We start from the raw sequence: 25566 nt of genomic DNA, 5'->3' as shown, positions 1-25566 counted from the left end.
ATTTACAAATTAAGATGATACGAGGTAGGTGTTGAACAGCCCAAAATAACGATGTCCCGGGACATCAGCACATTGCCTGTTGTATCTGAGCGTTGTAGGTCCGTTGCCGATCTGCAAATTGGGAAAAAATCTTGAAAGCTCGGTGTAAGCATCAGCAGAAGGTGCGATTTCACCATAACAAATGACTTTCATTTCCTCGGGCAGGAAATTCAGCTGACTTAATGTAAACAAAATAATGTAGGCCAGTTCCTGCGTTTTTGAGAAGCGGAAACGGTTGCACAGGATCAGCTGCTGACTTTCTGTGATGACCAGCGTGAAATAATCTTTTTCGAAATAAATGGAAACCATTCTGATCTGCTGGTGTTCCAGGTGGCTGACCAAAGCGCCGATAATCAGAGGACTGGTCAAATGATAAAAAGTGATCTGGGAATTGCCGAAATGGTTGATCATCCAGTCGTACCAGATTTGCGGAACGCTGAATACATTCTGCGCATGAACAAGCGGTAGATCGTGGTAAAGCACTTTCTCGTCCTTCGGAACAGGGTTACCCAAAGCAAATGCCAGATAATCAGCCGCGGAATCTTCCTCGAAAATCAAATTAGGAATCAGACTGAATGCATGAGAATTGATGGAGATTCTTACGTTTTTCCAGCTGTGGGACGACCAAAGCAAATGCCCTGTAAAGACCTTTTTGAGCCTTTCAAAAATTTCATTGGGGTTCAAAACGGTTTCAAAGCTGTAATCTTCCAGCCAGATACACTCCATGTTTTCATCGCGGACAATGCAAAACCGGATGCGTCTTTCATCCACCTCAATGCACAATGTGCACAAAGGAATACTGGACGCGTCGAATGAGTTATCGCCTACGAGTAATGTAGGAATAATTTCAATGACCTGGTTTTCAGAATTTGCCACAAGAAAGGGGTAAGGTTAAAAATCTATTTATGCTTTCGGATCAGTAATTCCCGGTTTGGACAAGAATTTACCCAGTCCTGATATTTCCTCCAAAGATCGTACCCCGGTGAAAATACTATGATGTGCTTCCACCGGAAGAGACCGAATTTCTTCCAGGCGCATTAGCCTCACTTCTTCAATGATTTGGTTGACTGCTGAAATCTCAGGGTCAGCTCCTTTGCCGATGTTGCCCTGAACCGATTTTATCTCAAAAAACAGTTCAATAGCATGAAGAGGCGGCCGCACATGTTCGTTTACAAAAAGAAACTCCCCGATTTCCGCATCTAGTCCGGTTTCTTCTTTGATCTCTCTTTTTAAGGCCGACCTGGCAGTTTCTCCAAATATAACGCCACCTCCCGGCGGACTCCAGAACGACTGATTTTTGCCGTACAATGAATGGTTCACCAAAAGAATCTGATCCTGAACAATGTATATGCCGCTCACACGGACACGCACATTGCCTCCATACAAATTCTTTACTTCATCATTTAAAGTCTGCACCACCGCTCACTTTTTTGGAGCGGCAAAGATAACCAACCTAAGATAATTGGCAAGAGATAATATAAGGATCAGGAATAAGGACTTCCCGAAATGTAGCTTTCCAGCGAATTGATGTGCTCTTTTTGCTCATGAATGATCGCCGAAACAATATCGTTGATGGATATGATCCCTATTAGCTTACCATCCTGATTCACAGGTAAATGTCGAATGTGTTTGTCAGACATGATCTGCATACACTCTTCAATTTTCTGGTCAGTTTCGACGGTTATTACTTTACTTGTCATAACCTCCCTGATGCGCGTGTCCCGCGAGCTCTTTCCCTGTAAAATAACTTTTCGGGCATAATCCCTTTCGGAAAAGATACCGATCAATTCATTATCTTCAAGAACCAAAACAGCTCCAATATTTTTTGCGGCCATGAGTTCCAGAGCCTCAAACACTGTGTTGTCCTGCGTTACCGACCAAAGCGCATTGACAGGCTTGTTGCCCATTACATGTTGTACTAGCATAGATGTTTGGGGTTTTGGAGTGTAATTGATAAATTTTGGGAATCTAATATATGCAATTACGCCTTTAAAATACAATAAATTCTAAGTATATTTTTGTAACTGACGCGCACTTTGATTTTAGTAATCCTTGCGTTAGCTTCGGCATTATGGAAACAGATAAGATTTTACCTTCCCAACTTTTACGCAAGCGTTTTCCTTTCAAACCCACCGAAGGCCAGCTTCGGTTTTTCGATCAAACCAATGATTTCCTGGTCGAAGAAAAAGGGCTGGAACGTTATCGCGATTGTTTTTTGCTAAAAGGTTATGCCGGAACCGGAAAGACAACCATTATCAGCACATTGATTAAAGTGTTGAAGAATTTTGGGTATAAATCTATACTGCTTGCCCCGACAGGACGCGCTGCGAAAGTAATGTCCGGTTACTCTGAAAAAGTCGCATTAACGATCCACAAAAAAATATATAAGCAAACCGCCGACTCATTTTCGGGCAATCTTACATTCCAGCGCCAGAAAAATTACCATGATAACACGCTGTTCATTGTCGATGAAGCTTCCATGATCACCGATGATGCCGATTTTGGCAATAAAAGTCTGCTGGCAGACCTGATTGAGTTTGTTTTTGAGAACCCGGGTAACAAACTCATGCTGGTCGGCGACGTGGCGCAGTTGCCGCCGGTTGGCAAAGAACTTAGTCCGGCATTGGATGGTGAATATCTGGAAAAGACATTCTATATGTCTGTTTTTCAGGAAGAATTAAAAGAGGTTATGCGCCAGGACGAGCAATCAGGCATATTGTTCAACGCAACATTATTAAGAAATCAGCTTGCTGCCGAAAAGCCCGAAATCCAGATCACCACGCGCTCTTACCGCGACGTTTTCAAGATGACAGGCGAAAAACTTGAAGAAGGACTTCGCTATGCTTATGACAAATACGGACAGGAGAATTCCATCATTCTGACGCGATCCAACAAGTCTGCTGTTCAATACAATGAATATATCCGTCGCACGATCAATTTTTCGGAAGAAGAACTCGACGCGGGCGACCGGCTGATGGTGGTCCGCAATAATTACAACGTTCTGGATGAAGAATCACCCGCAGGCTTCATTGCAAACGGCGATTTTGTTGAATTATTAAAAATCCGGAAGACTCAGGAAATGCATGGATTCCGCTTCGCGGATGTAACATTGCGCATGACGGATTATGAAAAGCAACCCGAGTTCGACGCCAAGATTTTTTTGGATACCCTGCATTCCTCCTCTCCTTCCCTATCCTCGGAAGACAATAAAAAGCTGTATGAGAGCGTCCAGAAGGATTATTTTTATATCACTTCAAAAAAAGAAAGAATGGAAGCATTGCGAAAGGATCCTTTTCTCAATGCCTTGCAGGTGAAATTTGCTTATGCTCTAACCTGCCACAAAGCGCAAGGCGGTCAATGGAGTTCCGTGTTTATCGACCAGGGTTATCTGCCTGAGGAACAAATCAATGTTGAATTTATCCGCTGGCTCTATACGGCCATTACAAGGGCAACCGACGAGGTTTTCTTAATGAATTTCCACCAGCACTTTTTTAAATAAAAATGCTGAAAGCATCAAAATGGCGGAGGCATGTAACGACATGCATAATGCTTGCTGTTGCATCCCTCCGGGATTGGCAATGTGCATCAACATCGTTCATTCTACCAATATTGCGTCGCTCTGCGACTTTCCTAATCTTTGACCGCTGCGCGTTGCAAACGGTCGTTGATGGCTAAACCTAGTCCATTCAAAGGAACGAATTCAGCGCGGATTTGCTGAATGGGTAATGTATCCAACTCTCTCAGATAGGAAAATAAGTTGTGCGCAGCTTCCTTCATATCACCGCTTTTACTTAAAATACGCTGATATTTCAGATCAATGCTTTCCAGATATTTGTCAAAAACCAGATAACCTGTTATCTCATCATCTCCTGCCGGAAATATTCCTCTTTCATACAAATAAAGCGGTTTCCTGGGCGCGTAGTGGCTTTTCAACATTCCCGGCGCTTTGGGATTCGATGAAGAATGTGGCATAAGCTTTACTTTTCCAACGATCTCTTCAATCTCCTCCACGGCTAAACCGCCCAACCTGTAAACCACAGGCTCATCATTTTCAAAACCCACAATGGTCGATTCAATGCCCACTTCACTTTCACCTCCATCCAATATATAAGCTATCTTTTCCCCTAATTGCGCATTCACATGGCCAGCATTCGTAGGGCTAATGTACCCGAACGGGTTAGCACTAGGCGCAGCAAGTGGAAATGGTAGTGCCTTCAAAAGTTCAAGCAGCAAAGGATGATTAGGAATGCGCACGGCAACATTGTCCAGTCCGGAGGTTACCAGATCAGGAATGATCTGTTTTTTGGGAAGCAGTAAAGTCAGCGGGCCGGGCCAGAAACGCTTTGCTAACGCGAACGCTTTTTCCGGAAAGTCGGAAACGTAATGCTGCACTTTCTCTAACGAATCGGTATGAATAATCAGCGGATCGAATGCTGGCCGGTTTTTCACTTCAAAAATAGAAAGTACTGCATTGTCGTTCAGTGCATTACCAGCTAGCCCATAGACCGTTTCGGTAGGAATAGCCACCAATTCCCCTTTTAGGAGAAATTCTTTTGCAATGTCAATATCGTTTCCGGTGATCGCCAAAATGGGTGCTGTTTTTCAAAATGCAAAAGTACGGCGATGATCGTTAACAGCAAATGTTGGGTCAAGTCATTTAGATTGTTTTTAAATAACCTCTAAAATGAAGATTGCAGATTACGGATATATAATCCGTGTTTATATTTATTGATTAAATAGCATTTCTAAACTACCCTTTTTACTATGTTTCAAATCAAAGAACAACCTGCCGTTTTTGACGTCTGTATCATTGGCTCAGGAGCGGGAGGCGGAATGGCAGCACTTCAACTTGCCCAACAGGGAGCCAAAGTGGCCCTTTTGGAGGCAGGTGGATATTTCGATCCTGCTGATCCTAAATATATTACGCAGCTGAAATGGCCATACGAGTCGCCACGCCGCGGTGCTTCCAACCACCGTCCGTTTGGAGACTTTGATGCGGCCTGGGGAGGCTGGGAACTGGAAGGGGAACCTTACACAAAAAAGAACGGAACGCAATTTGATTGGTTCAGATCAAGGATGCTGGGTGGCCGTACCAACCACTGGGGCCGGATTTCCCTGCGTTTTGGACCAAAAGATTTTAAAAGAAAGAGCATTGACGGACTTGGAGACGACTGGCCGATCGGTTACGACGACGTAAAGCCTTATTATGATAAAGTTGACAAGCTGATCGGGGTTTTCGGAACGGTTGAAAATATGGACAATGAGCCGGACGGCATTTTCCTTCCTCCTCCCAAGCCACGTTTGCACGAGCTTTTCATCAAACAGGCTGGGAAAAAAGCCAACATTCCCGTCATCCCTTCCAGACTTTCGATTTTAACAAAACCTATTAACGACCAGCGCGGCGTTTGCTTTTATTGCAGCCAATGTTCACGCGCTTGCCAGGCATATGCGGATTTTTCTTCGTCGTCTGTCCTTTGTATCCCTGCTGTAAAAACCGGAAACGTAACATTGATCAACAATGCAATGGCACGCGAAGTGCTTACAGATCCGGTTACTGGGCTTGCAACAGGCGTTTCTTATGTTGACAGTCAAAAACTTACAGAGCATACTATTAAGGCAAAAGTCGTGGTTCTTGCTGCTAGCGCAGGAGAATCTGCAAGGTTATTGCTGAACTCAAAATCAGACAGACACCCTAATGGTCTTGCCAATTCAAGCGGCGTTGTGGGAAGATATTTGCACGATTCAACGGGTGCTTCACGCGGTGCCTTCCTGCCCCACCTGATGGACAGAAAGCGTTACAACGAGGACGGTGTGGGCGGTATGCACGTGTACACGCCGTGGTGGCTGGATAACAAAAAACTGGATTTCCCAAGAGGTTACCACATTGAATACGGTGGCGGAATGGGCATGCCGAGCTACGGATTTGGCGCCGGAATTGAAAATATGAACGGAAAATATCCAACGGCAGCAGGTGTTACAAAACCTGCGGGAGGATATGGCGCTTCATTGAAAGAAGATTATCGTCGTTTCTACGGAGCATATGTAGGAATGGCTGGTCGTGGGGAAGCGGTTCCGAATTTTGACAATTACTGCGAAATCGATCCGAGTGTGGTTGACAAGTTTGGTATCCCGGTGCTTCGTTTCCACTACAAATGGACGGATTACGAGATCAAACAAGCGAAACACATGCATGATACTTTCGAAGAGATCATTCATGCTTTGGGTGGTGTTGCAAGCGGAACCAAGCCTGGCGCTGATACAAATTATGGTATTGCAGCTCCTGGCCGCATTATTCACGAAGTAGGGACAGTGAGAATGGGTAATGACCCAAAAACTTCTGCCCTGAACAAATTCTCCCAGGCGCACGACGCGAAAAACGTGTTTGTTGTGGATGGTGGATCTTTCGTATCCCAAGCCGATAAAAACCCAACCTGGACCATTCTTGCGCTTTCTATGAGAGCATCGGAATACATTGTGGATCAGGTTAAACAGAAAAATATCTAATTATTTGAACACAGTTTCAAATCATAACTATGAAACGTAGAGATACATTAAAAGCATTAACGCTCAGCTCATTGGGTATATCTGCACTGAATCCGCAGGTTGCGATGGCCGAGCAAAGAGAGCTTGAAACGCAGATGCCTCCAGAAACCCCGATCAAGATTCCGGGCGGACGGACCAAGGACGAGGCTATCAGGGACGCCAAGCTGATGAAAGAAAAATTCCTTACCGTGGCGGAACTGGCGACCATTAAAGTGTTGGTGGATATCATTATTCCAGCTGATGACAAATCGGGCAGTGCCTCACAAGCCGGCGTTCCCGATTTTATTGAATTCATTGCGAAGGATATGCCTCAAAACCAGGTTCCTTTGCGTGGCGGCCTTAAATGGCTTGAACTGGAATCCAACAAAAGATTTAAAAAAGGATTTACATTATTGACAAAAGCGCAGCAATTGCAGATTGTCGATGATATCGCCTATCCTGAAAAGGCCAAACCGATTCATAGCCAGGGTGTTGCATTCTTCAACTTAATGCGCAATCTGACGGCATCGGGTTACTACACATCTAAAATCGGTATTGCTGATTTGGGTTACATGGGTAACACGCCAAATGTCTGGGAAGGTGTTCCTGCTGATGTTTTGAAGCAATATGGTTTAAGCTACGACTGATAATCGTTTACAGGACAAAAGCAAAACCCCGGTCGCTTATGTAAGCAGCCGGGGTTTTGCTTTTAGAACCGGGGAATAAATGAAGTTCTCCGGCTGGTAAACGGATTAGAAGCGACTATTTTTAATGATTTAGTTAGCAGCATGAGCACGCACACGCTCTTCCCTAACTGCTAAATCATGCCCTCAATCACATCCCATCACTTGTTTGTTAGAGTAGTCTGGCTGCTCGTTTTCGTCATCATCGGCGTATTCTGGACAACAGTTTTTTATTACGCATACAACTTCCCCTATTACGACGACTTCCAGTCTATCGTTTTATTTCTTACCCACTACATTCAATCAGATAGCTTTTCAGAAAAGCTAATGTTGTTTTTTGAACAAAACTTCGAGCACCGCGTTGTGCTTGCCAAGCTTTTGACGCTGGCGGTTTTTCTGATCACCGGCCAGGTAAACATTAAAATTCTGATCATTCTGGGAGATCTGAGCCTGCTGGGGACATTATTTTTAATGTTCAGATTTTTGATGGATAAGCAGATATCGTTGCTTGGCTTTTTTGCGATTGTTTGCTTGCTTTTCCAGGTGCAACATTACGAAGACACCATTTCCTGGGCCACTTGCAGCTTGCAGCATGCGCCTTGTTTGTTCTTTTCGATGTGGAGTTTTTATCTGGCGCTGCATCGACGGAGTGTAATTTGGAGCAGTCTATTAGCGGTCCTTGCGCTTTTTACAAGTGCAAACGGCCTGTCCACCATCTTCATTGTCATGATCATTACGGCTTATTCCAACATTCCAAAGCTCCACAAAATGACGCAAGCGGCGTTTCTGTTATTTATCACCGCTGTACATTTACTGACGATCAAGATACATTCGGGATCGATACTGGATCATGTCTTCAATCATGTTGCCGTCAAATCGGTGCTGCTGCTATCATTTGTGGGCCAATTGGCAGATACGAATTATACCAACAGCATGATTCCCAGTGTTGTGCTGGGATTAGCATTTCTGTCTCCCATGATAATTGTTTTAAAGAAATTGCTTGGCAATACATTATCGGACATTACTAATCTGCAATGGTTCTGCATTGCGGGGATCCTCACGCTCCTGTTTGTAGGTTTTCTGATCGTTTTTGCGAGAGGTGAGATGCCGGATTTTGATGGATACAGAATGGATCGTTACAAGATCTATTCTGCATTCTTTGGTGTTTTCTCCGTTGCGTTTTTTGATCGCTACTGGAATCCTGGAAAGTTGGGCTCGTTGTTAAAAATAGCTGTCGCCGCAGCCGCCGGGATATTTTGCATCAGTTCTTACTACATATATTACGATAAGATCACACATTTTAATAGAGAAATCAGCGCGAATGAACTTAACTACGGTCTGAGCAAAACGATTTACTATCCTGTTGTATTTGAGGATGTTGACATTGTAAGAAATCTTGATTTTGCTCAACAGCATTTTATGTTATCAGATCCAGGCCGTTTAAATAAATTGGTAAGTAACATTGATTGGAAAAAAAGCGAAGGAAACATCGCAGTCGAAATAAAAAACTTGCAGGATCGCATTGTAATCAGCAATGCGCACAACATCGAAATCGATCAGCAGGCAGATGAGCTTTACATTGTTATGACGGATCCTGTTAGTAATCAGCCTAAATATTTCTGTATCGCAGTCAACAATTATGTCAGGTCGGTCAGGAATTTTTATACAACCTTTAAAAAATCCGTGGGAGCCGAGTTTACCTCAACTATTTATAAAAGGAAATTAAAGCCTGGAAATTATAACTTATTTCTGCTCTCAATTCATGCCGGGAAAACAGCTTCCATAAGCTCAATAGGAAGAATTGCGTTGTGAAGTTACCCGGCTATCCATAAAAAAAGGCTGTCACACATCGGACAGCCTTTCAAAATATAACATTAAAAACCTAATACAACTTCTGACGTTGCTGCTTCACAGTTTCGTCTTTCAGGAATTCGTCGTATGTCATTAGTTTATCCAAAATCCCTTTCGGTCCAATTTCAATGATCCTGTTCGCAATCGTGTGTACAAACTGGTGATCATGGGAATAGAAAAGCAGACAGCCAGAGAAATCAATCAGGCCATTGTTCAGTGCTGTAATGGATTCCAGGTCCAGGTGGTTGGTAGGATCATCCAATATCAACGCATTCGCTCCGGAAAGCATTGTTCTCGAAAGCATACAACGCACTTTTTCCCCTCCCGAAAGTACTTTCGCTTTCTTCAATGACTCCTCACCTGAGAAAAGCATTCTTCCCAAAAACCCACGGATAAAGCTTTCGTCCTTTTCTTCTGAATATTGACGCAGCCAGTCGACCAGGTTCAAATCCACATCAAAAAATGAGGTCGGATCTTTTGTGAAATATGACTTTGTAATGGTTACTCCCCACGTGTAAGTTCCTTTATCCGCTTTCTGCTCTTCATTGATAATGTCGAAGAAAGAGCTGATAGCCATTACATTACGACTTACAAATGCAATTTTATCTCCTTTATTGACATTGAAACTCAGGTTATCAAAAAGCTTGGTTCCATCATCGGCTGTTTTGGCTAAACCTTCAACACGCAAAAGTTGATCGCCAACTTCTCTTTCAGATTTAAACGCGATATATGGATATTTACGGGAAGACGGCTTAATGTCGTCAATCGTAAGCTTTTCCAAAAGTTTCGCACGCGAAGTTGCCTGCTTGGATTTGGAAGCATTTGCACTGAACCTTCTGATAAACTCTTCCAGTTCCTTACGCTTATCCTCCGATTTCCTGTTCTGATCCTGGCGCTGCTTCAAAGCAAGCTGGCTCGATTCGTACCAGAATGAATAGTTACCCGAGAACATCTGCACTTTGCTAAAATCAATGTCCACAACGTGCGTACAAACCTCATCCAGAAAGTGCCTGTCGTGGGAAACTACGATCACTGTATTTTTGAAATCGGCCAGGAAGTTTTCCAGCCAAAGCACTGTTTCAACATCCAGGTTGTTGGTAGGCTCATCCAGAAGCAGCACGTCCGGGTTTCCAAAAAGCGCCTGTGCAAGCAGAACGCGCACTTTATCATTAGCATTCAAATCGCCCATCTTGGCAGAATGTTGTTCTTCCGTAAGGCCCAATCCGCTCAATAATTGTGCAGCTTCGGTCTCGGCTTCCCAGCCATTCAAATCAGCAAATTCCGCTTCCAGTTCTGCTGCTTTTTCACCGTCGGCATCCGTGAATTCCTCTTTTTCATAAATCGCTTCGCGCTCTTTCATGATCTTGTAAAGGCGCTCGTGACCCAGGATCACCGTTTCCATGACCGTATATGCGTCAAACTCGAACTGATCCTGCTTCAAGAAAGTCATCCTTTCTCCGGGATTCATGCTTACATTCCCTGTTTGCGGTTCTATTTCGCCTGAAAGTATCTTCAAGAATGTAGATTTCCCAGCGCCATTCGCTCCGATCACACCATAACAATTGCCGGGAACAAACTTTATATTAACCTCGTCGAATAATACCCTTTTGCCGTATCGCAATGATACGTTCTGAACCGTAATCATTTTAAAATAAATTTTTATGAATGAAACCGCAAAACTACGAAATTCAGAACGAATTCGCATGTTGGGCAAACTAAAACAAATGAAGCGGGCCGGTGATTACCAGCCCGCTTCATCAAAATTGCAGATATGATTAAGGAATAACACGCAATGTGTGGGCACCTTTGCCGACACTAATTGTCGCCTCCTGTTTTTTAAGTGAAGGAGAATCTCCTTTTGAGACTGTCCAGAACTCAATTCCGCCATTTCCCGTGCCGTAAGCAAGATATTCAAATACGGAAACGGCAATGTTTGAGCCATCCTTGTCAAATGTAACGCTTTGCGGATAAATTCCTTCAAACGGATAGTCAGCCACCTTCGTTAATGCGCCTGTGGTTGCTGCAACTTTGTATAATGTGAGAGAGGCACCCTTTCCCGAACCTGCTTCTGTCCAGGGAGAACCGCTTTTGCCAGCGTTCACAGTAACCAGCATGGAACCATCCGGGCTGATCGCAAATGAACCTGTGTTGGTTCCGGCAGGAGCCTGAGCAGCAACTTTATGTTCAATTGCTCCGTCCATGGAAAAATTAACAACATGGATTTCGCCGTCCCCCGCTCCTTTTCCAGGCGTTGCGGATTTGGTATCCAGTACAAAATAATGCTTTCCATCTGCCGAGAATCTTCCAAAAGAAGGTTCTGTTCCCACTTTAACAGGCTTGCCGACCAATTCCACATTCTTCAATTTCCCTGCTTCGCGGATCACTTTATAAAGCCCTACTTCATTGGAATTATCCAGGGTAAATGCTATAAAATCGCCAGACGGATGCCAGGTAATGTCAATGATCTTATTAGCCGTATCAATCGCTGCGGGCAGGTTCAGGAAACGTGCAGGCTTGCCGTCGGGTCCCGCTTCAATGAAAACGAGTTCTTTCCCCACATCATTCGTTGAAAGGATCAGCTCATTTTTGTTTACATCAATCGCATTTGGTTTACGTCCAACCGGGAATCCAAACTTGGCTTTCGGCGCTGCCAGATTGGTAATGTCCACAACAAACAATTTTTCACCGGCCGGAAATTCGGCGGATGCGTCTTTATATTCACTTACGCCGTCTTCCGGGCGCAGCCTGCTATCGAGCACGTAAGCGAGCGTTCCCGTGGTAGGAACCGCTAATGTCTTTCCGGATGCCAACGCGGAGTTCGACACAAGAGCACTTCCGAGCCCTTTGCTGCCCCGCTCAACGGGAAATTTAATTGTAGTCAAAAGGTCTTTTGCAGTATTATCCCTTAACAACTTGCCATCAACGAGTGCAGATGCCGCCATATCAGCATCCGAAACAACTACCAAACCCCGGGCATTGAAGTTAATGGGCGATTGGGCAATAGCGGGAACTGCACCCAGCGCTGCCAAACCAGCAAATAATGCGACTTTTTTCATAGAAAAGAATTTAAGTTATAGGTGGTTTAAAATATAAAAAAGCGGTTATACCAAAAGAAACCTTGTGAAGCATTTCAGCCTCACAAGGTTTCTTCTTCAAAACGCAATATACAATTAAAAATAGAAAACCCCGATAACAGCGTTACCAGGGCTAAATCTTTGCTACAAAAAATTATGCTGCAACTGCAAGTGAATTAACCAGTCTGGCTAATTTCGACTTTTGGTTAGAAGCTTTTTTCTTGTGGATGATGTTTTTCTTTGCCAAACGATCCAACATTGAAGACACAGTTTTGTAAACTTCAACAGCTACTGCCTTATCAGTCGTTTCACGCAATTTCTTTATGTATGAACGTGTAGTTTTGTGTTGGTAGCGATTACGCAAACGCTTTGTTTCGTTAGCGCGGATTCTTTTTAATGCTGATTTATGATTTGCCATTTTGTAATGATGATTTTCTCTTCTTCAATTCGGTTTGCAAAAATAGAAATTGCTTGTTGAAATGCCAAATTTAGCCGTAAATATATTTGTTAAACCTCACAATACTTACTTGGGCATACGTTGCACATCCGAATTCAGGTATTCTTCAATGCGGTTTTCCAACTCCGAGTAAGGAATGTTGCTGTGAAGCTCCCCTTCCACCGCCAACGAAATCTTACCTGTTTGCTCTGAAATGACAATCACAATCGCATCCGTAGCTTCGCTCATCCCCATTGCGGCGCGGTGCCTGAAACCCAGGGAAGATGGAACGTCGACGCCGTCGGCGACGGGCAACACACATCGGGCAGCTTTCAAAATGCCATCCACAATGATAATGGCCCCGTCATGCAGTTCGCTATATTGATTGAATAAAGAAACCAGCAGCGGCTTGGAGACACGTGCATCGAGCAGTTCGCCCGTTTCCACGAATTTGCTCAGGTCGTCGCGCTTGTTGACGACGATCAGCGCGCCGGTAAAATTGGAAGCAATGGTTTTTGAAGCATCCACAATTTCCCGCAGATTTTTGCCCTTTAAATCCAAAACAGAATTGCCCATTACTTTTTTCAGCAAACCATTATTGGTATAAATCGTCGATTTACCAATGATCAGCAGGAACCGCCGGATCTCTTGCTGGAAAATAACGATCAGAGCCACAGCCCCTACGCCCATAAAATATTGCAAAATCGCAGTGAGTAAGCCTAACCCGAGCCCTTTTACAACCAAGTAAAACACGTAGACAAACAAGTAACCGAGGAAAACCCGGCTTGCAATGCTTCCACGGACAAGTGTATAAACCTGATAAAGAAGAACGGACACTAAAAAAACATCCAGGACGTCGGCCCAATTGATGTTCAGAAAACCCACACGCATAAGAAAATCAATATTATTTCGCGACTAAATTACTATTTTTAATTTACACTGGACGCAGCCAGCCACAGTTTTACCGCCTCCATGGCCGGTCTCACATCGTGCACTCTGATGATGGAAGCACCTTGCTGCAAGGCAAGCGTATTCATCACAGATGTGCCATTCAAAGCCTCCGCAGCGGATATTTCGAGCTTCTTATAAATGAATCCTTTGCGGGAGATCCCGACTAGTAAAGGGCAATCCAGCAAATGAAATTCAGACAAGTGCTTCATCAATTCAAAATTTTGCTCGCCGTTCTTGGCAAATCCAAAACCTGGATCCACAATGATATCTGCAACGCCCAATGATCTCAGCCTATCTAATTTCTCCTTCAGATCCTTCAAAATATCCGGAACAAGCTGATTATAAGTCGTCAATGTGCTCATCGTTTGCGGTGTCCCACGCATATGCATCAGTATATACGGAACGCGCAATGCGCTGACAACTTCGAACATCTGATCATCCAGGCTTCCGCCGGAAACATCATTAACGATGTGCGCACCTGTTTCTATTGCCCGTCTGGCTACTTCCGACCGAAATGTATCGACAGAAATGATAAGTCCGGGGAAATTCTTATTCAGTGGCGCTACCGCCGATTCAACCCGGTCCAACTCTTCGGCCTCCTCAACTTCCTTTGCTCCGGGCCGTGTGGAATATCCGCCTATATCGATCATTGTGGCGCCGTCAGCTAACATTTGCGCTGCTTTTGAGAGTAACTCATCCTCAGACCTCATCCGGCTCCCTTCATAAAACGAGTCAGGTGTGATGTTGAGAATTCCCATCACTGCCGGCGTGGACAGATCAAGGAGTTTGCCCCTGATGTTGAGCGTTTTTTTGCTAACTTGCAACATAAAATCTTGTTAAATCCAGACAAGGAAGTGATTATCAAACCGTTTGATTTTCTTGTCTATTAAGCAGTAAACCAATTTTACGCAGTGAAATCCACAGAATCGGAATATCAGGAAATCATTCAGTATTGCCAAGATCTTTTCGCAAAAAAAAATAAAGATTACGGAACGTCTTGGCGCATCTTGCGCATTCCTTCTCTTACCGACCAGATATTCATCAAAGCCCAGCGCATTCGCACCATTCAGGAAAAAGGCATTCAAAAAGTGGATGAAGATGTTTCCTCCGAATTCATCGGGATCATCAATTACTGTGTGATGTCCCTGATCCAGATCGCTTCTATCGAGCACAAGCAGGAGATCAATGATTCCGAGCTGACGACATTATACAATGAGCAAGTGAACGAAGTAAAGGAATTGCTGTTTAATAAAAATCATGATTACGGCGAAGCATGGCGTGATATGCGTGTCAGTTCAATGACGGATATTATTCTGATGAAGTTGTTAAGGATCAAACAAATTGAAGATAACCAGGGATTAACCCTTGTTTCGGAGGGAGTTAAGGCCGGATATCAGGATATTATCAATTATTCCGTTTTCTGTTTGATCAAATCCAATGCTTTGCAAACCAATTGATCCGATATCGTCGTTACCGGCATTCCTAAAATTTTTGAAATGAAAATCCTGGCTCAGATTTCACGCGTCATCGTTGGCTTACTCTTCATTTTTTCAGGGCTTATCAAGCTCAACGATCCAGTTGGAACCCAATACAAACTCGAAGAGTATTTCGAGGTTTTTGCAACGGACTTGCCTCAATTCCATGATTTTTTCATGGCGCTTGTCCCACTGGCGCTTTATTTTTCGGTGTTTTTGTGCACGGCCGAAGTGGTTTTGGGCATAGCCTTACTGGTTGGATACAAACCCAGAACAACGGCATGGTCACTTCTGCTGATCATTGTCTTTTTTACCTTCCTGACATTCTATTCTGCTTATTTTAATAAAGTTACGGATTGCGGCTGTTTCGGCGCGGCAATTAAGCTTACCCCCTGGACCTCGTTTGGAAAAGACATTTTCCTGCTTGCGCTGATCCTGATCATCGTTTTTTACCGAAAGAAATTTAAAGCATTGCCCACAGGCATCATTGTCGTCATTTCAACGATTGCCTCGCTGGGCATTGCCGTTTACGCTCTGAGGCACTTGCCGATCCTGGATTTACTTCCCTACCGCGTTGGCGCCAGCATTCCTGCACAATTGAAACCATCAGAGCCGCTGCGCTATCTGTATGTTTTCGATAAAGGCGGTAAAGAAGTAGAATTTGAAAAATATCCGAGTGATACTACATTGGTTTTCAAGGAAATGGTTGTGCTGAATGAGGATGCGAAGCCAAAAATCACTGATTACAAAGTCTGGAACGATGCTGGCGATTACACCGAAGAAACATTCAAAGGCAAAAAGCTCTTTCTGATCATAAAAAACCTCACAGACATCAATACAGCCGCCTTGCCTGACATTAACAAGCTTATTAATAATGTGAAAACCAAAGGTGTTGAACCGATAATTCTGACATCAGGCAATAGTGAAGAAATTGTAAAATTCCTCTCGGCACATCAGCTTAATGCGCCATATTATTATGTAGACGCAACTGTTCTCAAAACAATTTCCCGCTCCAATCCGGGATTATGGCTCTTGAAAGATGGCAATGTGAAGGGAAAATGGCATTATAATGATACGCCGGAAGCAGAGGAAGTAATCGAATTAGTAAAATAATAAGCATGAAGAATGTCATATTAGTCGGTATGATGTCGTCCGGCAAATCGACATTGGGTAAAAAGCTGGCGAGACTTCTTAATTACAGATTTGTTGATTTAGATAAATTAATTGAGAAAGATCAGCAAAGTGACATTCCTACCTTGTTTGCTCAAAAAGGTGAACATTATTTCCGCGAAGTCGAGAGTCGTCTGCTGAAAGAACAGGGTTCACAGCAGGGCATTGTGCTGGCATCGGGCGGTGGAACGCCTTGTTTTCATGATAACATGGATTTTATCAAAAAAATGGGGGTTAGTGTATTTCTCGATGTCCCCGCCGCTAACCTTGCCAAGAGAATTCGCAGCCACGGCAAAGATGACCGCCCGATCCTGTCAGGAGCGACATCCCTTGAAGAGACATTACAAAGTAAAATAGACGATCGCCTGCCGTTTTACACGCAAGCTGACATTGTCATTAAAGGCGAGGTTGAGGCCAGCCAATTACTGGAAATTCTTCATCCATTGTTATAAAAAAAGCCTGCTCGAAAGCAGGCTTTTTCATGCTGATAGCAAAATCTTTGTCTAGAAATTTACACCCAAAGTCAGCACTACATTAACCGGCTTATGCGTCACTTCAACAGATGCATAATTATCAGGATTGTTCAGAACATACGGAGTGTACACCGACTTAAATGTGCTCATTGTCCCGCTTAGGTCAGCAAAAAACCTGCTTTTTCTAACGCCTACACCAGCTGAAAAAAGCAGTTTATCCCGCTTAATCCCGTCATTATCACGATATGGATCTCCAATATATGCAGCACCAAGTCTGGCGCGAAATAAATTGGCACGAAATTCCCCTCCCAATCTGAAATTGTAAGAACTGCGGAATGTGTCTTCGATCTCCGCCTTTGTATTGGATTTAAATGCACTGTTATCGGTGCTGCTCAGGTAAGTCGTCCGCACGCCCATCATGCTGTAATCCTGATACTCCAAAGAGCCGGTAATGAAACCTCTATCCTGAATAAAAAGGGTTGCCCCCACATTTGCTTTTAACGGACTTCTTAGCGAATACACAAAGTCATTGGGAGCAATAGGAAGGTTCAAATAGGGAGGTTGTATCAATTCCCCGTCCGGCCCGGTTACCAGATTATCCACATATTCTGCATTGACATTCTGCGTGAATGTCTCTTTAATGGAGGTGAATGTCGGGCTGGTCAAGACACCACCCACTTGAAAGATCGGGTTGAACTTGTAAATCACGCCCAACGCAAAGTTGATCCCGTTGCCTGTCACCGTCAGTGCCTCGTTTTGTTGGGTGTATATCAACTCTGGGCTGTCAACATAATTATCCTGCAAAGTGCGATCATAAGAATATCTCAGCCTGCTGAAACCGAAGTTGGCACCGATATACAGCTTGTCATTGTAATTACCAGCGTATGCGATCGTCCATTGTGTATTTGCGCCGGTTGCGGTGTAAGTTCCGTATTGATCCACCACGCTATTTCTGTCCAGCGCATTATAAGGCGGGCCGCTGTTCGATGTTGGGTTGATCAGATACATTTGATAATATGCTGCTGGCAATGAGTAAGCCACGGGTCCGCCGTTGGATGCGCTGCTTTCAAAGTCTGCTTCAAGCTGCTGCGTCGAAATGCCACCATTTATGCTGGCATCTTCTGCGACTTTATCAACAAATGCACTCCTATCATTCAGGCCCGTGAATGTATAATGTTCACGAAATGATTGCTGTCTTGAAAAGGAGATCCCAAGTGAGGAGCGTTTCCATTTACGCTGAAATCCAGGCTGGCTTGTCAGCACCAATGATGCCTGCGCAAGATTCAGATTGCCTTTGCTGGCTGAATTGTTATCGCCGAAATAGCTGGTTTTTGTATTCGTTGGTGTCACGCCTGGGCTGAATGTAAATTCGGACCGGTTATAAAACCCCAATCCGGCCGGGTTCCCATGAATTGAGCTGGGATCACCGCCTAATGATGCGTGATTTCCACCCAATGCCTGAAATCTGGCCGAGCCGGTCTGATCACTTTCTGAATATCGTAACGCGTCGGTCGCGTACTGCGCATAGGCTGTTGAGGAAGTTAAAAGCGCACATAAAACAGCGCTCCAAAGAATTGGTTTAGTCATGTTTCAAATAAAGAAATGCGACGGGTTATTTCAAATACTAATTAAACGAAAACCCTGCAAAATTATGACATCTTGCAGGGTTTGAAATTCATTTAAGCGCAATTGGAGCTATTATCTTGGACCTCTTGAAGAAGAACGGGTTGCTCCGCCTCCACCACCACCGCTCGAAGGAGCACTGTAACTTCTTGATGGTGCGCTATAACTAGGTTGGCTGTATGTTCTCTGAGGAGCACTGTAAGACTCGCTTCTGCTCGGTTGTGAGTAACTTCTCGTTGGAGCAGTATAGTCAGACTGGCTTCTGGTTGGCGGCGTATAAGTGCTGCCTGAACCTCTGGTCGATCTTGGTGATGCATAATTACCGGATGTCACACCATCAGAAGAATAATTACTTCCGCTTGCTGCGCGAGGACGTGAGTAATATACATTGTTTCCCTCGCTCGCGCCTCTGCTGTAAGACGAACCGGCCGCTGTTCTGCCGCCTGCATCTGCTACACCTGTTCTGTTGCCAGATCTCGATGAGCGGGGAGAAGCATAAGTATCATTTGCAGAAATTGTGCTGTTAGCAGCGCTCCTTCCAGATCTGTTACCAGATGCGTTGCGGGGAGAACTCACATAATTTCCATTGCTGCTTGTGCGGCTGTTGCTTCTTGAACTGGTTCCAGCGACAACCCGCGGACCAGCAGTTCTTGTCAAACCTCTGCTTTCATAATTGTTAACTACGACCACCGGACGGCTGTAAGCCCATGGATTGTAGCCATAACCACCTCCGTAGAAGCTGTCATAACCATAACCGTACATGCTATTGTATCCCCAGGGTGAATAACCGAATCCGTTATAACCGAAAGGATCGTAACCAAATCCGTACATGCTGTTCATTCCCCAAGGAGAATAACCTAGCATCGAGCCCATTCCATAACCCATTCCCATTCCAAATCCCATGTAAGGACGAATTCTGCCGTAACCGAACTGGAAACCAACATTCATCATGCTTCCAGGCCAGTAAGAACCAAGTCCACCGAAACCGTAAGGATTCGCAAATGCGGTTGCTCCACGGTTGTAACCATCCGCAAAACCCGCATTATAACCGGGATCTGGTGATAGTGCGCGGTTCACGCTGCGAGAAGAGAGATAGGATTCATCATAATAATCACTTGTTCCCTCACCCGCGTTGCCTGTGTAGGCATAGTCAGGATTGTCTGAGCGGGATATATCTTGATCTGCACCCTGGTCTCCTATTGCAACGCCAGGGCCGGTGTTATTGCCGTAGAGGTCATCATAGCCGCCTGATCGTGAAACATATTGATTTGTGGTACATCCCCAAGCTCCCAGCAACACTAGCAAAGAAAGATATTTTGCTTTATTGATCATCGTCATGGCTTTTAAGGATTAAAAGTTTGTTGCTAATATATATAAAATTTCGTTCCTAAGTACTAAGTAAACGTCCGTTACAATACATTAATTCCAAAGTTAACATAAAAAACTATCTTTGCAACTCTTGAAAAAACAGGGTGAGCATAACGATATACTCCTTTTCATTTATCAAATAATCCTAATAATGAGTAAAGCCTTACCAACCCGAAGTGAAAATTACTCCGAATGGTACAATGAGTTAGTAAAAAGGGCCGATCTGGCCGAAAATTCCGCCGTGAGAGGTTGTATGGTGATCAAACCTTATGGCTATTCGATCTGGGAAAAGATGCAGCGGGCATTGGATGACATGTTCAAGGAAACCGGCCATTCCAATGCATATTTCCCGCTTTTCATACCAAAATCATTTCTCAGCAAAGAGGCTTCCCATGTAGAAGGTTTCGCCAAGGAATGCGCGGTTGTGACACATTACCGGCTCAAAAACGATCCCAATGGAAAAGGAGTCATTGTGGACCCTGACGCAAAGCTGGAAGAAGAACTGATCGTGCGCCCGACTTCGGAAACGGTGATTTGGAGCACATACAAGAACTGGATCCAGTCTTACCGCGACCTGCCTCTGCTCATTAACCAATGGGCCAATGTGGTGCGCTGGGAGATGCGTACACGCTTGTTTTTAAGGACTACTGAATTTTTATGGCAGGAAGGCCATACAGCGCATGCAACCTCCGCGGAGGCCATTGCAGAGACGGAACAAATGCTGGAAATATATGCACAGTTCGCCGAGGAATGGATGGCGCTTCCGGTTGTAAAGGGTGTAAAAACGGCTAATGAAAGGTTTGCGGGCGCTGTGAACACCTATTGCATTGAAGCATTAATGCAGGACGGCAAGGCTTTACAAGCCGGAACGTCGCATTATTTAGGGCAAAATTTCGCCAATGCATTCGACGTGAAATTCCAGGATAAGGACGGCAAGCTGGAATATGTGTGGGGAACTTCATGGGGAGTAAGCACGCGGTTAATGGGCGCATTGATCATGGCACATTCGGATGATGCAGGATTGGTTTTACCTCCGAAATTGGCACCCATACAGGTTGTGATCGTTCCGATTTATAAAAATGAGGAGCAATTAAATTTAATTTCGGAGAAAGCAACAGAAATTTCCAAAGCGCTTAAAAAACTGGGGATCAGTGTGAAATATGACAACAGTGATGCCTACAAACCTGGTTATAAATTTGCCGAATATGAACTGAAAGGTGTTCCGGTTCGTCTTGCTATGGGCGCACGCGATCTTGAAAACGGAACGGTTGAGGTTGCACGCAGGGATACAAAAACGAAGGAAACGGTTTCATTGGAAGGCATTGCAGAATTTATCCAATCACTGCTGGACAATATTCAGGAGTCGATTTATAACAAGGCGCTGGCTTTCCGCGAAGAAAACACCACGAAAGTTGATTCTTTTGAAGAGTTTAATAAACTGCTCGATTCCAAAGGCGGGTTCATCCTTGCACATTGGGACGGCACATCAGAAACTGAGGAAAAGATCAAAGAAGAGACAAAAGCTACCATCCGCTGCATTCCTTTGGATCAGGAGCAGGAGTCTGGCATTTGTATCTACTCAGGAAAGCCTTCGGCAGGAAGGGTGGTTTTTGCCCGGGCATATTAATTTTATCAATCTGAACGCAGCCCATTCATTCCGCTGTTATTAAGGAATTTTTAACCATTTAAGATTTACAAGATGAAGCAGGCGCAGGCAGGAGACAATGTGCAAGTCCATTACAAAGGGACTTTGACAGACGGACAACCTTTTGATTCCTCAGAGGGACGTGATCCGTTAAATTTCAAGCTGGGAAGCGGCCAGGTAATCAAAGGCTTTGATGACGGCGTTACAGGCATGGAAATTGGTGACAAAAAGACCATTCACATTCCAAATGCAGAAGCTTATGGCCCTGTGAACGAGGATATGGTTATCAATTTCGAACGCTCACAAATTCCTGCTGACATTCCCTTGGAAGTTGGCGGAACGCTCAATATGCACCAGGATGGCGGACAGGTTATTCCTGTTGTTGTAAAAGAAGTTACAGACCAATATGTAATTCTTGATGCTAACCATCCATTGGCAGGTCAGGATCTGATTTTTGAGCTTGAACTTGTCGGGATTAACTAACTGAGATTTTTGTATAGAAAAAGCTGAAAGTCGAACGAACCGGTTTGACTTTCAGCTTTTTTATTTGGCATATTTTAAACTGAATGCTTCCGGCTTGTTCCGGGAGATTTTCAGCAGCACCTGTTTCTCTGCCAGATCGTGCAGCATTCGTTCTGCCCGTTTTTCCGAAATATTTATGATACGCGAAAAGACTTTTGCCGTCACAGAATCCTGTTCCCTCAGATAAGTGATCAATGTTTTCACATGCCTGGACGCCAACAGTTTTTCAAGATCTGCATCCGTTTCTCCCTGCATTAATAGTTTTGGGATCGGAATACTTTTATCCTTTACACGGATGTAAATGATTTTCATATCCTTCTCATTTACGGCATAATGCGGCTTATCTGAGCTCTCGTCAATGTCGATATGCAAAACCTTCCGTCCATCCAGCAATGCTGATTTTATTCGGACAGTCAACTTCGGCTCGATCAGTTGGGAAGTTGCTGTTTCCAGTTTTTTCAATTCAACCAGCTCCGATGTTACGCCCAGAATCGCGCCCGAATCTGAAATTCCGATCAGCAGACTGCCACCCGAAGTGTTCGCAAAAGAAACAATGGTTTTCGCAATCTTAAATGCGCTGTCAATTGTCCTTTTGAACTCGGTCGTAAGCCCCTCCCCTTCCTTAATAATCTGAATGATACTTTTATCCTGCATTTAAATTAATCCATATTTTTTACCCGGCATCGACCGCACCATTCCCTGAAATTCAAGATTTAGCAGGAGCGCCGCCAGCTTATTGAGGTGCATTCCAGCCTGCCAGGCCAGCTCATCAACCTGCATTGTGCCTTTTTGTTTGAGTAAGGCCAATATTTGCCCTTCATCTTGCGTAAATCCTTCAAAACTCGTCTGCATTTGCACCATACGGACAGGCTCCGGTTCACTCCCATTCTGTTCCCAGCCCATCGCCTTTGCCATATCTCCAACAGATGTAAAAATCGACGCTTTGTTATCCCTGATCAAAAAATTGCACCCTTCTGAATGAACGCTGCCCAGCATCCCGGGAACCGCGTAAACATCCCGATGATAGTTCTGCGCAAATTCAACGGTGATCAGGCTCCCGCCCTTTCTGGCCGATTCTACTACAATGGTAACATCGCTCAGGCCCGCAATGATTCGGTTACGCGCAGGAAATCTCATAAAATCCGGTTTGGTAGCAAGCGCATTTTCGGTGACAAGTCCACCGTTTTCCTGCATTTCGGAGGCCGTTTTCTTGTGAGACGAAGGATAAATAACATCCAGACCGCTGGCCATCACACCAATGGTCGGCATATTGTATTTCAAACAAGCCCTGTGCGCTGTAATGTCAACACCGAATGCTAGTCCGCTTACCACGAGCGCATTGTAAGGTTCGAGCTCCTTAACGATAGTTTCAGTTACCGATTTCCCATAATCACTCACTTGCCGCGTGCCTACAATGCCAACCGTTCGGGTCATATTGAAGTCGAAATCGCCCCGTGAATAGAGAACAATGGGCGAATCGTATAATGGTTTCAGTCTGGCTGGATAAGTAGGATCGGTAAAAAAGTGAAGATGGGTTGCTGAGTTTTTACAGCTGGTGAATTCTTTTTCTGCAAAACCCAGTGATTCCTTGCATAAAATCGCCCTGACAACTTTTTCCCCAATCCCGGGAATGTTAATGAGCTTTTTGAAATCCGCCTGAAAAACTTTCTCGGCACCTCCGCAATAGCTGATAAGCTGTCTGATGGTAACGGCGCCGATTCCAGGCGTATGGATAAGTGCAAGCGTGCAGATCTTTTCGATCTCTGTTAATTCCAACATGATAGTGTGTTTTGAGTGGCATACAATTTGCCAATATACGTAATGAAGATAAATCAAAAATAACAATAATCCTCAAAGGGAATATGGATAATTTACAGACCGCTGAAACAGAACCGGTTCAGAGTTTTGAAGGAATGGGTGCGACGTGTCATCCCGAAGGAGTCTATTACAGAGTATGGGCGCCACACGCGGAAGGGGTTTCAGTAGTTGGAAGTTTTAATGATTGGGAAGAAGATGCTAACCCTCTTTCACAAGAAGAAAACGGTCACTGGGGCGCATTAATAGAAAATTCAAAAGAAGGAGACGAATATAAATTCGTTTTAAAAACACCATCGGGTAATTTGTATAGAAACGACCCTTATGCGCTGAAAATGACCAATTCCGCGGGAAACTGCATTGTTTATAACCATGCAAGTTTCGACTGGCAGAATGTGGGTTTCCAAATCCCGAGCTGGCACGAGCTTGTTATATATGAACTGCACGTAGGGACATTCCATGTGAAGGAAGAAGGTCAGGTTGGAACATTATACACCGCTATTGAAAAATTGCCTTACCTCAAAGACATGGGATTCAACGCTGTTGAATTAATGCCCTGTTCTGAGTTTCCCGGATCGCGCTCATGGGGATATAATCCCGCAAGTCCATTCGCGATAGAATCGGACTACGGCGGCCCCGATGGCTTGAAGGCGTTCGTGAAAGCAGCACACGAGGCTGGGATTGCCGTTATACTGGATGTGGTTTACAACCACTTTGGACCCTCTGACCTGGATATATGGCAATTTGATGGCTGGCAGGAAAACGACGGCGGCGGAATTTATTTTTACAACGACTGGCGCGCTGAAACGCCCTGGGGAAGCACACGGCCGGATTACGGTCGCGGCGAAGTAAGGCAATACATTCATGATAATGCGATGATGTGGCTGCGTGATTTCCGCGTCGACGGTCTCAGAATGGATATGGTTCCTTACATCCGGAACGTAAAGGCTGACGGAAATCCGGGTAACGACATTCCGGAAGGCATTTCGTTAATGCAATGGATTAATAAAGACATACGCGAAAACTGTCCCAACTGCCTTACAATTGCAGAAGATATGCATTCACTGGATTTCATCACGGATTCCGTGGAAGACGGTGGCTTAGGTTACGGTTCACAGTGGGACGCCGAATTTGTGCATGCTATCCGAGACACTATTATTACTGCCAATGACCAGGATCGGAACATGGATATGGTTGTGGAAGCCATCACGAACCGTTATAATACAGATTCCTTTCAACGCATTATCTACACAGAATCACACGATGAAGTGGCCAATGGGCAGGCGCGTGTGGCCGAAGAGATTGCAGATGGTGATGTGAATAATTGGTATTCCAAAAAACGGGCCGCGCTGGGCGTTGCTTTGGTGCTTACTTCACCGGGTATCCCGATGATTTTCCAGGGACAGCCTTTGCTGGAAGACAAATGGTTTTCCGACAGCGACCCTATCGACTGGTCCAGACTGGAAAAGTTCAGCGGTTTCGCGACTTTGCATCGGGACATGATCCATTTGCGGAGAAACTGGTTTGGCGTTACCAAAGGTTTACAAGGCCAGAATGTGGAGATCATTCGCGCCGATAATGATAAAAAAGTGGTGATCATGCATCGTTTTGACCAGGGCGGCCCGAAAGACAGCGTGGTTGTCGTGCTCAATTTTTCAACCGAAACATTCCACGATTACAAAGTTGGATTCCCCAGAGCTGGCAAATGGCATCTGCGTTTCAATAGTGACAACGAACAATATGATCCCGAATTCTCGCACCTGGGTGTCTTTGACATTGAAACAATGGATGGGGAATTTGATAATCTGCCGGTTCATGCTGCATTGCAAATTCCGCCTTACACAGCACTTATTTTTTCTCAGGAAGACTAATAACAAACCAGATAAATTGCAAAAGACCGGTCTCAGCCGGTCTTTTTG

Annotated in this window: 23 protein-coding genes; 10 read left to right on the top strand and 13 right to left on the bottom strand. The window is 44.5% G+C overall.

The window, feature by feature from the left end:
- Window positions 1–9: 9 nt before the first annotated feature.
- The 3 genes from B5X68_RS08820 to B5X68_RS08810 form a co-directional block, all read right to left on the bottom strand.
- The gene (locus B5X68_RS08820; protein WP_082214331.1) at window positions 10–915 is read right to left on the bottom strand and encodes a DUF3822 family protein; all 906 of its coding nucleotides are present in this window, start codon (window positions 913–915) and stop codon (window positions 10–12) included.
- A gap of 27 nt (window positions 916–942) precedes the next feature.
- A complete protein-coding gene (locus tag B5X68_RS08815; RefSeq protein WP_229208342.1) occupies window positions 943–1458 on the bottom strand; it encodes an NUDIX domain-containing protein in 516 nt (171 codons plus the stop codon).
- A gap of 65 nt (window positions 1459–1523) precedes the next feature.
- A complete protein-coding gene (locus B5X68_RS08810) occupies window positions 1524–1964 on the bottom strand; it encodes a CBS domain-containing protein (protein ID WP_170916608.1) in 441 nt (146 codons plus the stop codon).
- Window positions 1965–2110: 146 nt separating this feature from the next.
- Between B5X68_RS08810 and B5X68_RS08805 the strand changes: the two genes are divergently transcribed.
- Window positions 2111–3538 (top strand): ATP-dependent DNA helicase, encoded by a 1428-nt coding sequence (locus B5X68_RS08805; RefSeq protein WP_082214329.1) that lies wholly within the window; start codon window positions 2111–2113, stop codon window positions 3536–3538.
- Window positions 3539–3669: 131 nt separating this feature from the next.
- Here the strand turns inward: B5X68_RS08805 and B5X68_RS08800 are convergent, their stop codons facing one another.
- A complete protein-coding gene (locus B5X68_RS08800) occupies window positions 3670–4626 on the bottom strand; it encodes an L-threonylcarbamoyladenylate synthase (RefSeq protein WP_082214328.1) in 957 nt (318 codons plus the stop codon).
- A gap of 177 nt (window positions 4627–4803) precedes the next feature.
- Here B5X68_RS08800 and B5X68_RS08795 point away from each other — a divergent pair, with 177 nt between their 5' ends.
- The 3 genes from B5X68_RS08795 to B5X68_RS08785 all read left to right on the top strand — a co-directional run bounded on the left by B5X68_RS08795 (window position 4804) and on the right by B5X68_RS08785 (window position 9056).
- A complete protein-coding gene (locus B5X68_RS08795) occupies window positions 4804–6543 on the top strand; it encodes a GMC family oxidoreductase (RefSeq protein WP_082214327.1) in 1740 nt (579 codons plus the stop codon).
- Window positions 6544–6572: 29 nt separating this feature from the next.
- A complete protein-coding gene (locus B5X68_RS08790) occupies window positions 6573–7208 on the top strand; it encodes a gluconate 2-dehydrogenase subunit 3 family protein (RefSeq protein WP_082214326.1) in 636 nt (211 codons plus the stop codon).
- Between the two features lie 177 nt (window positions 7209–7385).
- Entirely contained in the window at window positions 7386–9056 is a 1671-nt protein-coding gene (locus tag B5X68_RS08785) for a hypothetical protein (RefSeq protein ID WP_141110243.1), read from the top strand.
- A gap of 70 nt (window positions 9057–9126) precedes the next feature.
- On the opposite strand, the gene B5X68_RS08780 is transcribed toward B5X68_RS08785, so the two are convergent.
- The 5 genes from B5X68_RS08780 to folP form a co-directional block, all read right to left on the bottom strand.
- Entirely contained in the window at window positions 9127–10740 is a 1614-nt protein-coding gene (locus B5X68_RS08780; protein WP_082215278.1) for an ABC-F family ATP-binding cassette domain-containing protein, read from the bottom strand.
- A 130-nt stretch (window positions 10741–10870) separates the two neighbouring features.
- A complete protein-coding gene (locus tag B5X68_RS08775) occupies window positions 10871–12151 on the bottom strand; it encodes a beta-propeller fold lactonase family protein (RefSeq protein WP_082214324.1) in 1281 nt (426 codons plus the stop codon).
- Between the two features lie 172 nt (window positions 12152–12323).
- Window positions 12324–12587: a 30S ribosomal protein S20 gene (rpsT, locus tag B5X68_RS08770; RefSeq protein ID WP_082214323.1), complete on the bottom strand. Its 264-nt coding sequence runs from the start codon at window positions 12585–12587 to the stop codon at window positions 12324–12326.
- Window positions 12588–12692: 105 nt separating this feature from the next.
- Window positions 12693–13496: a diadenylate cyclase CdaA gene (gene cdaA / locus B5X68_RS08765; protein WP_082214322.1), complete on the bottom strand. Its 804-nt coding sequence runs from the start codon at window positions 13494–13496 to the stop codon at window positions 12693–12695.
- 38 nt (window positions 13497–13534) lie between these two features.
- On the bottom strand, window positions 13535–14383 hold the full coding sequence (gene folP, locus B5X68_RS08760) for a dihydropteroate synthase (protein WP_082214321.1): 849 nt from the start codon (window positions 14381–14383) through the stop codon (window positions 13535–13537).
- 84 nt (window positions 14384–14467) lie between these two features.
- On the opposite strand from folP, the gene B5X68_RS08755 reads away from it, so the two are divergent.
- The 3 genes from B5X68_RS08755 to B5X68_RS08745 are packed head-to-tail and all read left to right on the top strand — an operon-like array spanning window position 14468 to window position 16653.
- Window positions 14468–15013: a DUF1599 domain-containing protein gene (locus B5X68_RS08755; protein ID WP_082214320.1), complete on the top strand. Its 546-nt coding sequence runs from the start codon at window positions 14468–14470 to the stop codon at window positions 15011–15013.
- A gap of 39 nt (window positions 15014–15052) precedes the next feature.
- Window positions 15053–16144: a BT_3928 family protein gene (locus B5X68_RS08750; RefSeq protein WP_082214319.1), complete on the top strand. Its 1092-nt coding sequence runs from the start codon at window positions 15053–15055 to the stop codon at window positions 16142–16144.
- A 5-nt stretch (window positions 16145–16149) separates the two neighbouring features.
- Window positions 16150–16653: a shikimate kinase gene (locus B5X68_RS08745; RefSeq protein WP_082214318.1), complete on the top strand. Its 504-nt coding sequence runs from the start codon at window positions 16150–16152 to the stop codon at window positions 16651–16653.
- Between the two features lie 51 nt (window positions 16654–16704).
- On the opposite strand, the gene B5X68_RS08740 is transcribed toward B5X68_RS08745, so the two are convergent.
- Together B5X68_RS08740 and B5X68_RS08735 are read right to left on the bottom strand one after the other, a co-directional pair.
- Window positions 16705–18261: a hypothetical protein gene (locus B5X68_RS08740; RefSeq protein ID WP_082214317.1), complete on the bottom strand. Its 1557-nt coding sequence runs from the start codon at window positions 18259–18261 to the stop codon at window positions 16705–16707.
- Between the two features lie 111 nt (window positions 18262–18372).
- Window positions 18373–19629, bottom strand: a complete 1257-nt coding sequence (locus B5X68_RS08735; RefSeq protein WP_229208341.1) for a hypothetical protein — start codon at window positions 19627–19629, stop codon at window positions 18373–18375.
- A gap of 187 nt (window positions 19630–19816) precedes the next feature.
- Here B5X68_RS08735 and proS point away from each other — a divergent pair, with 187 nt between their 5' ends.
- Window positions 19817–21292 (top strand): proline--tRNA ligase, encoded by a 1476-nt coding sequence (gene proS / locus B5X68_RS08730; RefSeq protein WP_082214315.1) that lies wholly within the window; start codon window positions 19817–19819, stop codon window positions 21290–21292.
- A gap of 72 nt (window positions 21293–21364) precedes the next feature.
- Window positions 21365–21793: an FKBP-type peptidyl-prolyl cis-trans isomerase gene (locus B5X68_RS08725; RefSeq protein ID WP_082214314.1), complete on the top strand. Its 429-nt coding sequence runs from the start codon at window positions 21365–21367 to the stop codon at window positions 21791–21793.
- A gap of 60 nt (window positions 21794–21853) precedes the next feature.
- On the opposite strand, the gene B5X68_RS08720 is transcribed toward B5X68_RS08725, so the two are convergent.
- Window positions 21854–22486, bottom strand: coding sequence for an AlbA family DNA-binding domain-containing protein (locus B5X68_RS08720; protein WP_082214313.1), 633 nt, complete (start codon window positions 22484–22486; stop codon window positions 21854–21856).
- Window positions 22487–23611 (bottom strand): DNA-processing protein DprA, encoded by a 1125-nt coding sequence (gene dprA, locus B5X68_RS08715; protein ID WP_082214312.1) that lies wholly within the window; start codon window positions 23609–23611, stop codon window positions 22487–22489.
- An 83-nt stretch (window positions 23612–23694) separates the two neighbouring features.
- Between dprA and B5X68_RS08710 the strand changes: the two genes are divergently transcribed.
- Window positions 23695–25518, top strand: coding sequence for an alpha-amylase family glycosyl hydrolase (locus B5X68_RS08710; RefSeq protein WP_082215277.1), 1824 nt, complete (start codon window positions 23695–23697; stop codon window positions 25516–25518).
- The last annotated feature ends 48 nt before the right edge of the window (window positions 25519–25566 follow it).

Origin of the sequence: Dyadobacter psychrophilus, assembly GCF_900167945.1 — a bacterium.
In the GTDB taxonomy this organism is placed as follows: Bacteria; Bacteroidota; Bacteroidia; order Cytophagales; family Spirosomataceae; genus Dyadobacter; species Dyadobacter psychrophilus.
The sequence above is the reverse complement of the archived record's forward strand: the minus strand, read 5'-3'. Positions and strand labels throughout refer to the sequence as shown.

Excerpts from the sequence above, each read along its gene's own strand:
- B5X68_RS08740 (WP_082214317.1), bottom strand. The coding sequence starts at position 18,261 with ATGACTAAACCAATTCTTTGGAGCGCTGTTTTATGTGCGCTTTTAACT.
- proS (WP_082214315.1), top strand. The coding sequence starts at position 19,817 with ATGAGTAAAGCCTTACCAACCCGAAGTGAAAATTACTCCGAATGGTAC.
- B5X68_RS08810 (WP_170916608.1), bottom strand. The coding sequence starts at position 1,964 with ATGCTAGTACAACATGTAATGGGCAACAAGCCTGTCAATGCGCTTTGG.
- B5X68_RS08795 (WP_082214327.1), top strand. The coding sequence starts at position 4,804 with ATGTTTCAAATCAAAGAACAACCTGCCGTTTTTGACGTCTGTATCATT.
- B5X68_RS08745 (WP_082214318.1), top strand. The coding sequence starts at position 16,150 with ATGAAGAATGTCATATTAGTCGGTATGATGTCGTCCGGCAAATCGACA.
- B5X68_RS08785 (WP_141110243.1), top strand. The coding sequence starts at position 7,386 with ATGCCCTCAATCACATCCCATCACTTGTTTGTTAGAGTAGTCTGGCTG.
- B5X68_RS08790 (WP_082214326.1), top strand. The coding sequence starts at position 6,573 with ATGAAACGTAGAGATACATTAAAAGCATTAACGCTCAGCTCATTGGGT.
- folP (WP_082214321.1), bottom strand. The coding sequence starts at position 14,383 with ATGTTGCAAGTTAGCAAAAAAACGCTCAACATCAGGGGCAAACTCCTT.
- B5X68_RS08775 (WP_082214324.1), bottom strand. The coding sequence starts at position 12,151 with ATGAAAAAAGTCGCATTATTTGCTGGTTTGGCAGCGCTGGGTGCAGTT.
- rpsT (WP_082214323.1), bottom strand. The coding sequence starts at position 12,587 with ATGGCAAATCATAAATCAGCATTAAAAAGAATCCGCGCTAACGAAACA.
- cdaA (WP_082214322.1), bottom strand. The coding sequence starts at position 13,496 with ATGCGTGTGGGTTTTCTGAACATCAATTGGGCCGACGTCCTGGATGTT.
- B5X68_RS08725 (WP_082214314.1), top strand. The coding sequence starts at position 21,365 with ATGAAGCAGGCGCAGGCAGGAGACAATGTGCAAGTCCATTACAAAGGG.
- B5X68_RS08780 (WP_082215278.1), bottom strand. The coding sequence starts at position 10,740 with ATGATTACGGTTCAGAACGTATCATTGCGATACGGCAAAAGGGTATTA.
- B5X68_RS08750 (WP_082214319.1), top strand. The coding sequence starts at position 15,053 with ATGAAAATCCTGGCTCAGATTTCACGCGTCATCGTTGGCTTACTCTTC.
- dprA (WP_082214312.1), bottom strand. The coding sequence starts at position 23,611 with ATGTTGGAATTAACAGAGATCGAAAAGATCTGCACGCTTGCACTTATC.
- B5X68_RS08720 (WP_082214313.1), bottom strand. The coding sequence starts at position 22,486 with ATGCAGGATAAAAGTATCATTCAGATTATTAAGGAAGGGGAGGGGCTT.
- B5X68_RS08805 (WP_082214329.1), top strand. The coding sequence starts at position 2,111 with ATGGAAACAGATAAGATTTTACCTTCCCAACTTTTACGCAAGCGTTTT.
- B5X68_RS08710 (WP_082215277.1), top strand. The coding sequence starts at position 23,695 with ATGGATAATTTACAGACCGCTGAAACAGAACCGGTTCAGAGTTTTGAA.
- B5X68_RS08735 (WP_229208341.1), bottom strand. The coding sequence starts at position 19,629 with ATGATCAATAAAGCAAAATATCTTTCTTTGCTAGTGTTGCTGGGAGCT.